Here is a 13,239-nt window from a genome sequence, read left to right on the forward strand (position 1 = left end):
ACCCGCTTGTCTCGGGCACGCCGCACAATGACCCGGTGCACCCGACGCCACCGTGGACCGATCCCGCCGGCCTCCTCGCGCTGCCCGGCGGCGCCACCGTGCGGGGACGCCGCGTCGCCGCCCCGGCCTCACCCGCCGACTTCGCCCTGCTGCTGGCGCGCGGGCCCGAGCCGGCCTGGCCGGCCCGGCGGATTCGCTGGCCCGACTTCTGGCTGCCGCTGGACCGCGCCGACGCCCTCGACGCGTTACGCGAGGCGCGTCGGCGCGCGTACGCCGGCCAGCGGGTCGAGGTCGCCTGCCACGGCGGCGTCGGCCGCACCGGCACCGCGCTCGCCGCCCTGGCGGTGCTGGACGGGCTGACCGCCGAGCGGGCGGTCGCCTGGGTGCGCGCGCACTACCACCCGCGCGCGGTGGAGACACCGTGGCAGCGGCGGTGGCTGCGCGGCGTCCACTGACGGGTCCCACCGGCCCGACCACGGCGCGGGGCCGGAGGGTCGGCGCACCGTCACCGGCCCGGTGAGCCGCGCCGCCGGCACGCCCGCGCTGGGTAAGGTGCCTCTTCATGAGAGCCCGGGTCCTGGCCGCCGTCACCGCCGTCACCCTGCTCGCGGCCGGGGTGCCCGCCCCGGCGCGGGGCGCTGCCGCGCCGGCTCCCGCTCCCGGTGCCACGGCACCCTGCCCGCGGCTGCCCGCGCCGACGGTGTCCCGGCCGCCGCGTCCCGTCCCGCCGCCGGCGGTGCCGCACCAGCAGGTGGTGGGCGGGGAGACACTGGCCGGGCCGGGCCTGGTCACCCCGCCCGGCAGTCCCGCGCCGCCCGCGGTCACCGCCACCACCTGGCTGGTCGCCGACCTGGACAGCGGCGCCGTGCTGGGCGCCTGCGGGCCGCACGAGTACGGCACGCCGGCCAGCACCCAGAAGCTGCTGCTGGCCGCCACCATGCTGAGCCGCCTCGACCCGAGGCAGGTGGCCGTCGCCACCCGCGCGGACCTGGAGATCGAGCCGGGCAGCTCGGCGGTGGGCCTGCTGGTCGGCGGGCGCTACCCGGTGGAGACGCTCTGGCTGGGCCTGCTGCTCCAGTCCGGCAACGACGCGGCGAACATGCTGGCGCGGCTGGGCGCCGGCAGCGCCCGGGCCGGGGTGGACCGGATGAACGCCGAGGCCCGCCGGCTCGGCGCGTTGCAGACCCGGGCCGTCACCCCCTCCGGGCTGGACGGCCCGGGGCAGTTCACCAGCGCGTACGACCTGGCGCTGATCGCGCGGGCCTGCTTCGCCGACCCGCGCTTCGGCAGGTACGCGTTGACCGAACGGGCCCAGGTCCCGGCCCAGCCCGCGCTGAAGAAGGGCGGGTTCCAGATCCAGAACGAGAACCAGCTCATCTACCGCTACCCGGGTGCGCTGGGCGGCAAGACCGGCTTCACCGAGCTGGCCCGGCACAGCTACGTCGGTGCCGCCCAGCGGGGCGGGCGCCGGCTGGTGGTCACGCTGCTCGGCGCCGAGGCCCGGCCGGTACGCGGCTGGCAGCAGGGCGCGCAACTGCTCGACTGGGGCTTCGCGCTGCCCCGGGACGCGTCGGTCGGCCGGCTGGTCGACCCGGGTGAGCTGGACGCCGCCCCCGCCGGGCCGGTGGCGGAGAAGGCTCCGACGGCCGACGCCCCGGCGCGCCCGACGCCGGGACCGTGGCGGGGCCCGGCCGGTACCGCGCTGCGCCGGATGGCCGACGGCGACTGGACGCTCATCGTGCCCACCGCCGGGCTGCTGGCCCTGGTCGTCGGCGGGACGGTGGCGGTGGTCGTCGCCCGGCGGTCCCGGTCCCGGCGGTCCGGTCGCCGCCGCGCCTGACCGGTCCCGATCCGGTCGCGTGGACGCCGCCGGGGTGGGTAAGCGCCGCCCATGGCGCACCCGGGACGGATCGTGGTGGTCTCCGCGGACATCGGCGCCGGGCACGACCGGGCCGCCGACGAGCTGACGGAGCGCCTGCGCGGCCGGGGCTTCCAGGTGGACCGGCTGAACCTCTTCCACCTGCTGCCCGGCCCGGTGCACCGGGCGGTGCGGGAGACCTACCGGAGGGTGCTGCACCGGCTTCCCCGGGGCTACCATTTGCTGTTCCGGCTCACCAGCCGGTCACGGGTGTCCGTCCGCGCCATCCGCGTGCTGCTGCGCCCGTTCCGGGCCCGGATCCGCCGCCGCATCCCGCCGGACACGAGGGCGGTGGTGACCACCTACCCGTTCGCCAACCAGCTTCTCGGGCCGCTGCGGCACCGTGGCCGGCTCGGTGTCCCGGTCCTCACCTATGTGACCGATTTCGTGGTGCACCCGACCTGGCTCGCGCCGGGCGTGGACGTGTACTGCACGGTGCGGCACGCCGAGCTGCAAGGGGGCGCCGACGTCGACGTCGCGGTGGTCCAGCCGTTGGTCTCCCGCGCGTTCGCCGGCGGTGCCGGCCTCGACCGGCGACGGGCCCGGCAGCGGTTCGGTCTGCCGCCGGAGGGCGTGCTTGCCCTCGTCGTGGCCGGGTCCTGGGGGGTCGGCGAGGTGGCGGCCACGGTGGCGGAGGTCGGCGCGACCGGGGCGCGGCCGGTGGTGGTCTGCGGGCGCAACGAGGCGTTGCGCCGGCGAATGAGCGGTCCCGGTCGACACGTGCTGGGCTGGGTGGACGACATGCCGGCGCTGATGCGGGCCGTGGACGTGGTGGTGGAGAATGCCGGCGGGCTGACCTGTCAGGAGGCGCTCGCGGCCGGGGTGCCGGTGGTCACCTACCGTCCCCTTCCGGGGCACGGGCGGGCGAACGCCGATGTCCTGGCCCGGTCCGGCCTCACCCGGTGGGCGGGCACGCCGGAACAGCTCGGCCCGGTGCTCGCGGCGGTGCTCGGGACCGGCCCGCCGCGGGACACCGCGGGGCCGTGCGCCGGCGCGGCACCCGAGGACCCGGCCGGGCTGGTCGCCGAGGCCGCGCGCCGGGCGGTCCCGGCCGGTCCGGCCGACCCGGGACGCCGGCCGCTGCTGGACCCGGTCGGCGACGCGGTGGCCGTCGTCGCCGCGCTGCTTCAGTCCACCGGCGGGCTGCGGTGAGGATCGCCGCCCTGGCCGGGGCGGCGGTGGCGTTGCCGGTGGTGCACGCGGCGCCGGCGGTCACCGCGCTGCCGGCGCTCCGCCGGCGTCTGCTGCCCGGTCTGCACGGCCTCGGGTCGCCCGACCGGGTCGCGCTGACCTTCGACGACGGCCCGGACCCGGAGTCGACGCCCCACTTCCTGGACGTGCTGGCCGCGCACCACGTCCGGGCCACGTTCTTCGTGCTCGGGGTGATGCTGCGGCGTCGCCCCGACCTGGGTCGCCGGCTCGTCGCGGCCGGCCACGAGGTGGCCCTGCACGGCTGGGCGCACGACAACCTGCTGCTGCGCGGGCCGGCCGGCACCGTCCGCGACCTGACCCGCGCGTACGACCTGGTGGGGGACGTGACCGGCCGGCCGCCGGCGTTCCTGCGCCCGCCGTACGGGGTGCTCACCGGCGCGGCCCTGGTCGCCGCCCGGCGCCTGCGCCTGCGGCCGGTGTTGTGGAGCTGCTGGGGGCGGGACTGGACCGCGTCGGCGACCGGGGACACGGTCCGGCGTCGCGTCCTGGCCGGGTTGCGCGGCGGTGGCACGGTCCTGCTGCACGACTCCTCCTGCGTCGCCGCGCCGGGCGCGTGGCGGTCCGGGCTCGCCGCGCTGCCCGGACTGCTCGCGGAGTGCCGCCGCCGAGGGTGGCACGTCGGCCCGCTCGGCGCCCACCGGCTCGTCGCGCGCTGACCGGGGGCGCGGAACCCTAGCGCACGCCACACGCCGCGGGACGTGAATCCCGGAGCCGGCTACCCGTTCGGGTCGGCGTGGCTAGCGTGCGGGCATGAGGACCTGGGGACCGTACGTGGCGCTGGCCGCCGCCCTGCTCCTGCCGCTGTCGACGCCGGTGACCCCCGCCGTGGCGGCGACCCGGACCGGCGGGCCGGCCCGCCGGCTGCCGGGCGGGGCGCCGCCCTGCCCGAACGCGCCGGCCCCGGCGACCCGCCCGCCGCAGGCCCCGCCGCCGCCCGACCCGGCCGCCCGGTCCGTCGGCGGCGCGGCGCTGGACACCGCCGGTCTCGTCGTCCCGGCAGCGGCGACCGCGACGCCGCCGCCGGTGACCGCGACCTCGTGGCTGGTCGCGGACCTGGACACCGGTGCGGTGCTCGGCGGCTGCGGCCCGCACGAGTACGGCGTCCCGGCCAGCGTGCAGAAGCTGCTGCTGGCCGCCACCATGCTGCCCCGGCTGGACCCGGACCGGGGAGGTCACCATGACCGCCGGCGACCTGGCGATCGAGCCGGGCAGCTCGGCGGTCGGCTTGGCCAAGGGCGGGCACTACCGGATCGAGACGATCTGGCTGGGCCTGCTGCTGAAGTCGGGCAACGAGGCGGCCAACGCGCTGGCCCGGCTCGGGGGTGGCCCGGACGGGCTGGCCGGCGGTGTCCGCGCGATGAACGACGAGGCGTATCGGCTCGGCGCCCGGCAGACGCACGCGGTCACGCCGTCCGGGCTGGACGGCCCGGGGCAGTTCACCAGCGCGTACGACCTGGCGTTGATCGCCCGGGCGTGCTTCCGCGAGCCGGCCTTCCGGCGCTACACCGCCACCCGCACCGCGCAGGTGCCCGCCCAACTGGCGTTGCCCGAGAAGGCGTTCCAGATCCAGAACGACAACATGCTGCTGGATCACTATCCGGGCGCGCTCGGCGGCAAGACCGGCTTCACCGATCTGGCCCGGCACACGTACGTCGGCGCGGCCGAGCGCGGCGGGCACCGGCTGGTGGTGACGCTGCTCGGCGCGGAGATCCCCACCCAGCGTGGCTGGCAGCAGGGCGCGGCGCTGCTGGACTGGGGGTTCGGGTTGCCCCGGGGCGCGGCGGTCGGCCGCCTGGTGGAGCCGGGCGAGCTGGACCGCTCGCCGACGCCCGCCGCCGGGGCCGCGTCGGCGTTGGCCGGGCACGCCGGCCTGGGCGGCGCGGCGCGGCCCGGCGCGGGGTCGGACGTCGGCCTGCCGCTGGCGGTGGGCGCGGTGGTGGTGGCCGGGGGAGCGGTGCTGCTGGCCCGTCGCCGCCGGCACGCGGCGGCGGTGGCACTGTCGGCCGTGCGCGGGCTGGGCGAGCCGGAAATTCCGGAAGGCGACTGAAAAGTCCGGACTGTCAGGTCCCGGCGGGGGCCGCGGTGCTGTCCCGCACCACGAGTTCGGTGGCCAGCTCGATCCGGGGCGACTCGATCTCCTCACCCTGGGCCAGGCGCAGCACGGTGCGGGCCGCCAGGCGGCCCATCTCCACCAGCGGCTGGCGCACGGTGGTCAGCGGCGGCGAGGCCCACCGCGCCTCCGGCAGGTCGTCGAAGCCGACCACGGAGACGTCGTCGGCGACCCGCAGGCCGCGTCGTCGTACCGCCTCGTAGACCCCGAAGGCCATCTGGTCGCTGGCCGCGAAGATCGCGGTGGGCGGGTCGTCGAGGTCGAGCAGCGCGCCGCCGGCCGTGTAGCCGGAGGCGTGGTAGAAGTCGCCGGGGTGCACCAGCCGGTCGTCGGCCGGCACGCCGGCGGCGGCCAGCGCGGCCCGGTAGCCGTCCAGCCGGGCCCGGCTGCACAGCAGGTGCGGCGGGCCGGCGACGAACCCGATCCGCCGGTGGCCCAGGGTCAGCAGGTGCTCGGTGGCGGACAGGCCGCCGGTCCAGTTGGTGGCGCCGATCGCCGGCACGTCCGTCCCGGCCACGCCGGCGTCCGGGTCGACCACCACCACCGGCACGTTGAGCCGGCGCAGTTGCGCGTGCACCGCCGGGCTCAGGTGCGAGGTCACCACGATCACGCCGTCGGAGGCGCGGGCGCGCAGATTGTGCAGCCACTGCCGGGTGGAGCTGGACTCGCGGTGCACGGCCGAGACGACGACGCCCACCCCGGCGGCGTGGCCGACGTCCTCCACCCCGCGGATGATCTCCACGGCCCAGGGGCTGTCCAGGTCGTTGAAGACCAGGTCGACCAGGTCCGCCCGGCGCACCGTGCGGCTGTTGCGTCGCCGGTAGCCGTGGTGGCGCAGCAGTTCCTCGACCCGCTCCCGGGTGTCCGGCGCGACGTCGGAACGCCCGTTGAGCACCCGCGACACGGTCGGCACGGAGACGCCGGCCTCCCGTGCGATCGCGGTGATGGTCACCCTGCGCTCGTCGTCCGCGCTCACCCGTGTTCCCTTCGCCGGCTGCCGGACCGACCGGAAAACCGTTCCGCCCCACGCACATCTTGCCGTACGTCGAGGGCTTGACGACAGATCGACCCGGTCCTAGCGTTCGGTCAAGTTGCGGAAACCTTCCGGAAACGCGTCGGCGACCGTGCCACGACGCGCCGCCGCCGACCCGACGAGGAAACCCAGGCGTGTTCACCGACCTGACCGAGGCCGAGCTCCGCCAGCACCGCAGCGACCTGCGCGAACCGCCCGACTTCGACGCCTTCTGGGCCGAGACGCTGGCCGAGGCCCGCTCCTGCGGCGACCCGACGAGCGTGACGCCGGTGCCCACCCCGCTGGCGGCGGTGGACGTCTTCGACGTGACGTTCCCCGGGTTCGCCGGGCAGCCGGTCCGGGCCTGGCTGCGGGTGCCCCGCGGCGCGTCCACGCCGCTGCCGACCGTCGTGCAGTACGTCGGCTACGGCGGCGGACGCGGCCACCCGCTGGAGAACCTGCTCTGGTCCGCCGCCGGCTTCGCCCACCTCCAGATGGACACCCGCGGCCAGGGCTCGGGGTGGAGCCGCGGCGACACGCCGGACGTCGCGGCGGCCGGCCCGCAGGCGCCCGGCATGGCCACCCGGGGCGTGGAGGAGCCACGCCGCTACTACTACCGGCGCTTCCTCACCGACGCGGTCCGGGCCGTCGACGCGGCCCGCGAGCTGCCGGCCGTCGACCCGGACCGGATCGCCGTGCTGGGCCACAGCCAGGGCGGGGCCGCCGCGCTGGCCGCCGCCGCGCTGGCGTCGGGGGTGCGCGCGGCGGTGGCGCACGTGCCGTTCCTCTGCGACATCCCCCGCGCCGTGACGCTCACCGACTCGCCGCCGTTCCGCGAGATCCGGGACTACCTGGCCGTGCACCGCGACCGGGAGGACCAGGTGTTCCACACGCTCGGCTACGTCGACGGCGTCGCGTTCGCCCGACGCGCCGACGTGCCGGCCCGCTTCTCCGTCGCGCTGATGGACGAGATCGTCCCGCCCTCGACGGTCTACGCCGCCTACCACGACTACCGGGGGGAGAAGGAGTTGACGGTGTGGCGCTTCAACGGCCACGAGGCGGGCGGCATCGACGACGACGCCGCCGCGGTCGACTTCCTCCGCGCGACGCTGGGCGGCTGACCGCCGGTCCCGGCGATGCCGGCCCGGCGGCCGGGCCCGGCTGGTAGACACGGCAGCGTGCGCAGACGTACGACGGTGGTCCTGGTCGTGGTGGTCGCGGCCCTCGCGGCCGGCTGCCAGCGACCCGCGCCGCGCCCGACGCCGTCGGCCACCCCGACCGGCCCCCGCGCCCCGGCCGACATCGTCGACCTGGCCACCGTCGACGCGGGCGTGCGCACCGACATCCGGTACGCCTCCGCGCACAACTTCGTCGGCCGGCCGATCGACGGCTACCCCGAGCCGCTCTGCCTGCTCACCCGCCGGGCCGCGGAGGCGCTGCACCGGGTGCAGGCCGCCGCGCTCGCCCGTGGCCGAAGCCTCAAGGTGTACGACTGCTACCGCCCGCAGCGGGCCGTGAACGAGTTCGTCGCCTGGGCGAAGCGCCCGCAGGAGCAGGAGATGAAGGCGGAGTTCTACCCCGAGGTGCCGAAGGACCGGCTCTTCGCCGACGGCTACCTGGGCGCGCCCACCGCGCACAGCCGGGGCAGCACGCTCGACCTGACGCTGGTCCCGGTGCCCACCCCCGCCCAGCCCGGCTATACGCCGGGCCAGCCGCTGCTGTCCTGCGTCGCGCCCGCCGGCCGCCGCTTCGCCGACGACTCGGTCGACATGGGCACCGGGTTCGACTGCTTCGACCCGCTTGCCCACACCGCCGCCCCGGGGCTCACCGACACCGCCCGCCGGAACCGGGCGTTGCTGAAGGAGTTGATGACGGCGCAGGGCTTCGAGAACTACCCGCGCGAGTGGTGGCACTACCGGTACGTGGACGAGCCGTACCCGGACACCTGGTTCGACTTCCCGGTGGCCCGCTCCGTGCTGCGGTAATCCGGTTTGCCTCATGATCCACGGCGGTTAGGCTCAGGGGGACCGACGCCGCCCCGGAAGGACGTCCCGTGACCACCGAACGGATCGGCCCGCCGCTGCGGGCCGGCGAGCGGGAGACGCTGCGCGCGTTCCTCGACTTCCACCGCGCCACGCTGGCCCTCAAGTGCGAGGGGCTGACCGACGAGCAGCTGCGCCGGCGGTCCTCGCCGCCGTCCACGCTGTCCCTGCTCGGTCTGGTCCGGCACATGGCCGAGGTGGAACGCACCTGGTTCCGCCGGGTCATCGCGGCCGAGGACATCCCACTGGTCTGGTCGGACACCGGCGACTTCCAGGTCGCGTACGACGCGCGCGACGCGGACCGCGCGGAGGCGTTCGAGGCGTGGCAGCGGGAGGTCGCGCACGCCCGGCGGATCGAGCTCGCGGCCGAGTCGCTCGACGTGACCGGCCACCAGGCCCGCTGGGGCGAGGACGTCTCGCTGCGCCTGGTGATGCTGCACATGATCCACGAGTACGCCCGGCACAACGGCCACGCCGACCTGCTCCGGGAGGCCGTCGACGGCACCGTCGGCGTGTAAGGCGGGGCCCCTGTCAACGCCTCCGGTAGGGGTGGGGCCCCCGCTTGACACCTCGGCCACGGCGCTCCGGTCAGCGCCCGCGCAGCGGCAGCCAGGTCAGCACGTCGGCGATCCGGGCGTCCCAGTACGCCCAGTCGTGGTCGCCGGGACCGAAGTCGACGGTGACCGGCAGCCCGCGCCGCCGGGCGGTGTCGACGAACCGGACGTTGTCCTCGTACAGGAAGTCCTCGGTGCCGCAGGCGACGTAGAGCGCGGGCAGGTCGTCGCCGGCCCGCTCCAGCAGCGCCACCGTGTCGTCCCCGTCCGGCGCCGGGCCGTCGCCCCAGACGGTGTGCCACACCGGCGGGTCGAGCGGGCTGGTCGGGTGGTTGCGCCGGCGCACCACGTCGAGCGCGCCGGAGAGGCTGGCCGCCGCCGCGAACCGGTCCGGGTGGCGCAGCGCCCACTTCACGGCGCCGTAGCCGCCCATCGACAGGCCGGCCACGAACGTGTCCTCCCGGCGGGGCGAGAGACGGAAGAACGACCGGCACACCTCGGGCAGCTCCTCGCTGAGGAACGACCAGTACCGGTTGCCGTGCGCCTCGTCGCAGTAGAAGCTGCGCTGCGCCTGCGGCATCACCACGGCCAGCCCCAGCGGGGCGGCGTACCGTTCGATCGACGATCGCCGGGTCCACGCCGTGTCGTCGTCGCTCAGGCCGTGCAGCAGGTACAGCACCGGCGGATCACCGTCGCCGGCCGCGCCGGCCATGCCGATCCCGGCCGCGCCCCGGTCGGGCAGCAGCACCGTCATCGAGGTGCCCATGCCGAGCGTCTCGGAGAAGAAGTCACACCGTATCCGCGCCATGAGCCGGCAGCGTACCGGTGGCCCGATGGGGGGCGGATTGACCGTTCCTATTGCCGCGGGCCCTCCACGCGGGACAGGATGGGCATGCGTGCCGGAAACGTGTTCGTAACCTGCGCGTTGCTGGTCTCTGTCACGAGGAAGTGGGAGTCAGTCATGAGCGACGTCTCGGCGGCACTGGGTGTGCGCCTCTACCCGGACCTGGTCGAGCCCGGCGGTCTGGCTCCCGCGCTCGCGCAGACCGCGACCGCCCACCAGCTCGACGTCGGGCGGGTCAGCGCTCCCGAGCAGGGCCGCAGCCGGTTCACCTGCGCCGAGCTGACCTCCGACCGGGGCGTGGTCTGCGTCAGCCTCGGCGCCCAGGCCCGCTACTTCATGATCGACCTGCGGGTCGACGGCGAGGTGCAGGCCCGGGGAGACGCCACCGACCTGCTCCAGGTCGCCCAGGTCGCCGCCGCCTGGCGGTCCGGCACCACGCTCGCCGAACTCACCGCCCGTTTCCCCTTCATGGAGGAGATGAGGCGCCACCCGGTGGCCCAGGCCGGCTAGGGAGGCGACGCCGACGACCGGTGTGGTCGTCCGGGCGACCACACCCGCGCACCCGAACCGGCCAGGTCCGCGTCAGCGGGTGAGGCCGACCGCCGTCGCCAGGTGCGCCACGCCGGTCGGCACGGGTCCGCCGCGCGCCACCTCGGCGAGCACGGTACGCGCCACCGGCCGCATCCGGACCTCGGCCGGCGCGAGCCGGTCCGCCTCGGTCAGGGCACGGCCCGCCCGCCGCAGGTCACCGATCTGGAGGTACGCCCGCGCGGCGTCGACCAGGTGCGCGGCGCGGTGCTCGACGGGCAACCACCGCCAGCCCTCCGACCGGACCGCCGTCTCGTGCCGGGTGACCGCCTCGCCGCCGTCGCCGAGTTCGACAGCCGCCGCCACGTGTGCCACCTGCACGGCAGCCGGCCCGAATCCGTCGAGGTGGGGGTCGTGCCGGTCGTCGGCCCGCCCGGCGATTCCGGCGGCCACCCCCAGCCACTCCGCCGCGCTGCGCGCGTCGCCGCAGGACGCCGCCGCGAGCGCCGCCTCGACCCACAGCGTCCCGGCCAGGGCCGCCTCGACGGGCGACCCGTCGCGCGCCGCCGGGGCACCGGTCCGGTTCGCGGCGGCGATCGTCACCGTCGTCGCCAGCCGCCCCCGCCCCGCGGCACGCAGCGCCTGCCCGAGCGGCACCGCCGCGACCGCCGTCCACCTCGGATGACCGGCGGCCACCGTCACCGCCCGGTCGGCCGCCAGCCACGCCAGATCCGGCTCGCCGAGCTTCACCAGCACCGACGCGGTGATCCGGTACGCCCGCACCAGCAGCCCGCCGGTGCCGTCCCCGCCACCGGCGTACGCGGCCCGGGTTGCGTCGAGCAGCTCCGGCGCCAGGCGCAGCACCTGCGGATAGCGCGCGTGCCGGTACGCCGACCACGCATGATCCACCCGCCGGCCCAGTTCGTCCGGGGACGTCGCACACCGGTGGCCGGACCCGACCGGGAACAGGTCGTAGCGGGCCAGCGCCGCGCGTACCCCGTCCACCCCCTCGTCGCCGCGGGCCGGCGGCGGATTCTCCCGGTCGAGCAGCGTCGCCGGTTCCACCCGCAGCACCCGGGCGACATCCTGGATGACGGAGAAGCGGTCCAGGGCGCGTACGCCGCGTTCGACCTTGTCGACCCAGCTCTTCGACTTGCCCAACCGGTCGGCCAGCATCTGCTGGGTCATCCGACGCCGAACGCGCCACTGCGCGACGCGGCGGCCGACCGGCACGTCACCGCCGGTCATGCCGCCGGTCCGGCACCGCCCGGGTCGTCTCCTCGACCGGTATCCGCTCCGCCTCGGCCTGCGCGAGCAGCCGCTGCCGCGCCGCCTCCCGCTCGGCGGCCTGAATCTGTTCGCTCCTGCGCTCGGCGGCATCGCGCTTCGCACTGTCCATGTGTCCTCCTCCGGAGGCATGGCGGTGCTCCGAAAACCCGATGACCGCCACGCTGAACGACGGACGCGGCTCGCGAGGGAAATTGTGTCTGACGAGCCAGTCCGGAGATCAGCATCCAGTGAGTGAGCGGTGACGTTCGAGCACCGCCGCGTCCGCTAGGTACCTGCGGACAGCGTGCGGACGCCGGCCTCGGCCTGGTCGACGAGCGTGGTCGTGCGGGTGGCTCGGCCGAGGCACCGAACCCGCTCGTAGAGGTCGACGGCCTCAATGGTGTCCCCGGTGTCCGCGAGCGCCGCCGCGAGGCGTAGGAGATAAGGACCCGTCCACGCGGCCCCGGCCGCCTCTGCCGGCAGCCCGGCCAGCCCGCGCCGGAGATGCGCGATGGCGTCCGCGTCGCGACCCAGCAGCCGGTAGGCGAGTCCACGTTGCATGGTCAGGTAGGCGGGGGAGTGGAAGTAGATCCACGGCGGCTCCCGGTCGGGGGCCTGACCGGCCGCCTCGTGCAGGTCGGCGGCTCGATCGAGCAGCCCGGTCACGGCGCTCGCCTCCCCGGTCAGGGCATGACCACGGGCCTGCTGCTGGACCGCGAGCGCTCGCACGCCGGGGCTTGCCGGCTGCCGGGCCGCTGCTGCGGAAAGGTCGATGACCGCATCCGCGCGGCGTTCCGACCAGGCCAGGTGCCCTCGCATGCTGAGTACGGTGGCGATCATGTCCGGGTTGCCGGCTTCCGTGCCCCACTCCAGCGCGGTGCGGTACCAACGCCCGGCAAGACGACGCCGATCACTCGCGGCGTACAGCCAGCCGCCGAACTGTGCCCACTGCGCGGCGACGTCGACCACCTGTGGCCGGAGGACGCCCGTGGCCTCGGCTACCAGCGAGGCCATCATGTCCAGTTGGGCGCGGACCGTCGGCAGCAGCGACGTGGCGCCGAGGGTGTCTTCGAGCCGGCGGTGGGCGGCGAGCGACTCCGCCAGGGCACGCAGCGTCACGTGGTCGACCCGGCGGGGATGTCGGGCGACGTAGGCCAACCGTTCCGGATCGGCCGGCGCGGCGGCCTGGTGGTGCCGCATACCGGCCAGCAGGCCGTTGGCTCCGAGCGCGTTGTCGAGCCGGCCGACAAGGTCGACAGTCGGTTGACGTCGCCCCGTCTCCAGGTCGTGCAGGTGACCTCGGCTGGAGAGGACGAGTGGAGCGAGCTGCCGCAGCGAGAGCCCCGCCGACATGCGGAGCCGGCGTAGCTCAGGACCGAATCGGCCATCCCAGACAGGCGGCACGGGCGGCACCCCCAAGCTCCACTGACGCGGCAGCCCACCCGACGCGACGTAGGCGGCCACTTCGGACCGTACACCGGTCTGAGCTGTGCGTGACGTCCCGCGGGTGGGATCGACTCCGGTGCGCCGAAGTGCCCGCCTCGCGCCCGAAGGATTCTCGTGAATATCGCGTTGCCGCCCCGCGCGTCGCGGTCGTACCGTGAGCGGGCAACGTCAACCGGTTCCAGCCCTCAAGGAGCGCCCCGTGCCGCAGCAGAAACGCACCCGAGCCGAGCGGCCCGCGCCGCGCGCCGGTGCCCTGCTTTCCGCACCGGGCGAAGGCTGTTGGCGAGCGCGGTCGCGACGTGAC

General features: G+C 75.9%; 13 protein-coding genes and 1 pseudogene. 9 read left to right on the forward strand and 5 right to left on the reverse strand.

Annotated features, from left to right (window positions below; genetic code table 11):
* Window positions 1–35: 35 nt before the first annotated feature.
* From VKK44_RS12305 to VKK44_RS12325, 5 genes and pseudogenes are all read left to right on the forward strand, one after another.
* Window positions 36–455, forward strand: coding sequence for a protein-tyrosine phosphatase family protein (locus tag VKK44_RS12305; RefSeq protein ID WP_343447061.1), 420 nt, complete (start codon window positions 36–38; stop codon window positions 453–455).
* A 107-nt stretch (window positions 456–562) separates the two neighbouring features.
* Window positions 563–1,840 (forward strand): D-alanyl-D-alanine carboxypeptidase family protein, encoded by a 1,278-nt coding sequence (locus VKK44_RS12310; protein ID WP_343447062.1) that lies wholly within the window; start codon window positions 563–565, stop codon window positions 1,838–1,840.
* A gap of 51 nt (window positions 1,841–1,891) precedes the next feature.
* On the forward strand, window positions 1,892–3,070 hold the full coding sequence (locus tag VKK44_RS12315) for an MGDG synthase family glycosyltransferase (RefSeq protein ID WP_343447063.1): 1,179 nt from the start codon (window positions 1,892–1,894) through the stop codon (window positions 3,068–3,070).
* Window positions 3,067–3,786, forward strand: a complete 720-nt coding sequence (locus VKK44_RS12320) for a polysaccharide deacetylase family protein (RefSeq protein WP_343447064.1) — start codon at window positions 3,067–3,069, stop codon at window positions 3,784–3,786. Before VKK44_RS12315 ends, VKK44_RS12320 begins: the two co-directional genes overlap by 4 nt.
* A gap of 94 nt (window positions 3,787–3,880) precedes the next feature.
* Window positions 3,881–5,177, forward strand: a pseudogene (locus VKK44_RS12325) (D-alanyl-D-alanine carboxypeptidase family protein).
* Window positions 5,178–5,190: 13 nt separating this feature from the next.
* On the opposite strand, the gene VKK44_RS12330 reads toward VKK44_RS12325, so the two are convergent.
* Window positions 5,191–6,216, reverse strand: coding sequence for a LacI family DNA-binding transcriptional regulator (locus tag VKK44_RS12330; protein ID WP_343447066.1), 1,026 nt, complete (start codon window positions 6,214–6,216; stop codon window positions 5,191–5,193).
* A 191-nt stretch (window positions 6,217–6,407) separates the two neighbouring features.
* Here VKK44_RS12330 and VKK44_RS12335 point away from each other — a divergent pair, with 191 nt between their 5' ends.
* The 3 genes from VKK44_RS12335 to VKK44_RS12345 all read left to right on the forward strand — a co-directional run bounded on the left by VKK44_RS12335 (window position 6,408) and on the right by VKK44_RS12345 (window position 8,812).
* Window positions 6,408–7,373 (forward strand): acetylxylan esterase, encoded by a 966-nt coding sequence (locus tag VKK44_RS12335; RefSeq protein ID WP_343447067.1) that lies wholly within the window; start codon window positions 6,408–6,410, stop codon window positions 7,371–7,373.
* Window positions 7,374–7,430: 57 nt separating this feature from the next.
* Window positions 7,431–8,237 carry a M15 family metallopeptidase gene (locus tag VKK44_RS12340; RefSeq protein WP_343447068.1) on the forward strand — a complete coding sequence of 269 codons (807 nt, stop codon included), beginning with the start codon at window positions 7,431–7,433 and terminating at the stop codon, window positions 8,235–8,237.
* A gap of 68 nt (window positions 8,238–8,305) precedes the next feature.
* Window positions 8,306–8,812 (forward strand): DinB family protein, encoded by a 507-nt coding sequence (locus tag VKK44_RS12345; RefSeq protein ID WP_343447069.1) that lies wholly within the window; start codon window positions 8,306–8,308, stop codon window positions 8,810–8,812.
* A 70-nt stretch (window positions 8,813–8,882) separates the two neighbouring features.
* Here VKK44_RS12345 and VKK44_RS12350 read toward each other — a convergent pair whose 3' ends face one another.
* The gene (locus VKK44_RS12350; RefSeq protein ID WP_343447070.1) at window positions 8,883–9,656 is read right to left on the reverse strand and encodes an alpha/beta hydrolase; all 774 of its coding nucleotides are present in this window, start codon (window positions 9,654–9,656) and stop codon (window positions 8,883–8,885) included.
* Window positions 9,657–9,809: 153 nt separating this feature from the next.
* Here VKK44_RS12350 and VKK44_RS12355 point away from each other — a divergent pair, with 153 nt between their 5' ends.
* On the forward strand, window positions 9,810–10,202 hold the full coding sequence (locus tag VKK44_RS12355; protein ID WP_343447071.1) for a hypothetical protein: 393 nt from the start codon (window positions 9,810–9,812) through the stop codon (window positions 10,200–10,202).
* A gap of 72 nt (window positions 10,203–10,274) precedes the next feature.
* On the opposite strand, the gene VKK44_RS12360 is transcribed toward VKK44_RS12355, so the two are convergent.
* From VKK44_RS12360 to VKK44_RS12370, 3 genes are all read right to left on the reverse strand, one after another.
* Window positions 10,275–11,468, reverse strand: a complete 1,194-nt coding sequence (locus VKK44_RS12360) for a helix-turn-helix domain-containing protein (protein WP_343447072.1) — start codon at window positions 11,466–11,468, stop codon at window positions 10,275–10,277.
* Complete coding sequence (locus tag VKK44_RS12365; protein ID WP_343447073.1) at window positions 11,455–11,619, reverse strand: hypothetical protein; 165 nt, start codon at window positions 11,617–11,619, stop codon at window positions 11,455–11,457. The genes VKK44_RS12360 and VKK44_RS12365 overlap by 14 nt, the downstream gene beginning before the upstream one ends.
* Before the next feature lie 155 nt (window positions 11,620–11,774).
* A complete protein-coding gene (locus tag VKK44_RS12370) occupies window positions 11,775–12,842 on the reverse strand; it encodes a helix-turn-helix transcriptional regulator (RefSeq protein ID WP_343447075.1) in 1,068 nt (355 codons plus the stop codon).
* Window positions 12,843–13,239 lie beyond the last annotated feature (397 nt).

Source organism: Micromonospora sp. DSM 45708 (assembly GCF_039566955.1).
Taxonomy (GTDB): domain Bacteria; phylum Actinomycetota; class Actinomycetes; order Mycobacteriales; family Micromonosporaceae; genus Micromonospora.

Excerpts from the sequence above, each read along its gene's own strand:
- VKK44_RS12355 (WP_343447071.1), top strand. The coding sequence starts at position 9,810 with ATGAGCGACGTCTCGGCGGCACTGGGTGTGCGCCTCTACCCGGACCTG.
- VKK44_RS12370 (WP_343447075.1), bottom strand. The coding sequence starts at position 12,842 with ATGTCGGCGGGGCTCTCGCTGCGGCAGCTCGCTCCACTCGTCCTCTCC.
- VKK44_RS12310 (WP_343447062.1), top strand. The coding sequence starts at position 563 with ATGAGAGCCCGGGTCCTGGCCGCCGTCACCGCCGTCACCCTGCTCGCG.
- VKK44_RS12365 (WP_343447073.1), bottom strand. The coding sequence starts at position 11,619 with ATGGACAGTGCGAAGCGCGATGCCGCCGAGCGCAGGAGCGAACAGATT.
- VKK44_RS12360 (WP_343447072.1), bottom strand. The coding sequence starts at position 11,468 with ATGACCGGCGGTGACGTGCCGGTCGGCCGCCGCGTCGCGCAGTGGCGC.
- VKK44_RS12315 (WP_343447063.1), top strand. The coding sequence starts at position 1,892 with ATGGCGCACCCGGGACGGATCGTGGTGGTCTCCGCGGACATCGGCGCC.
- VKK44_RS12350 (WP_343447070.1), bottom strand. The coding sequence starts at position 9,656 with ATGGCGCGGATACGGTGTGACTTCTTCTCCGAGACGCTCGGCATGGGC.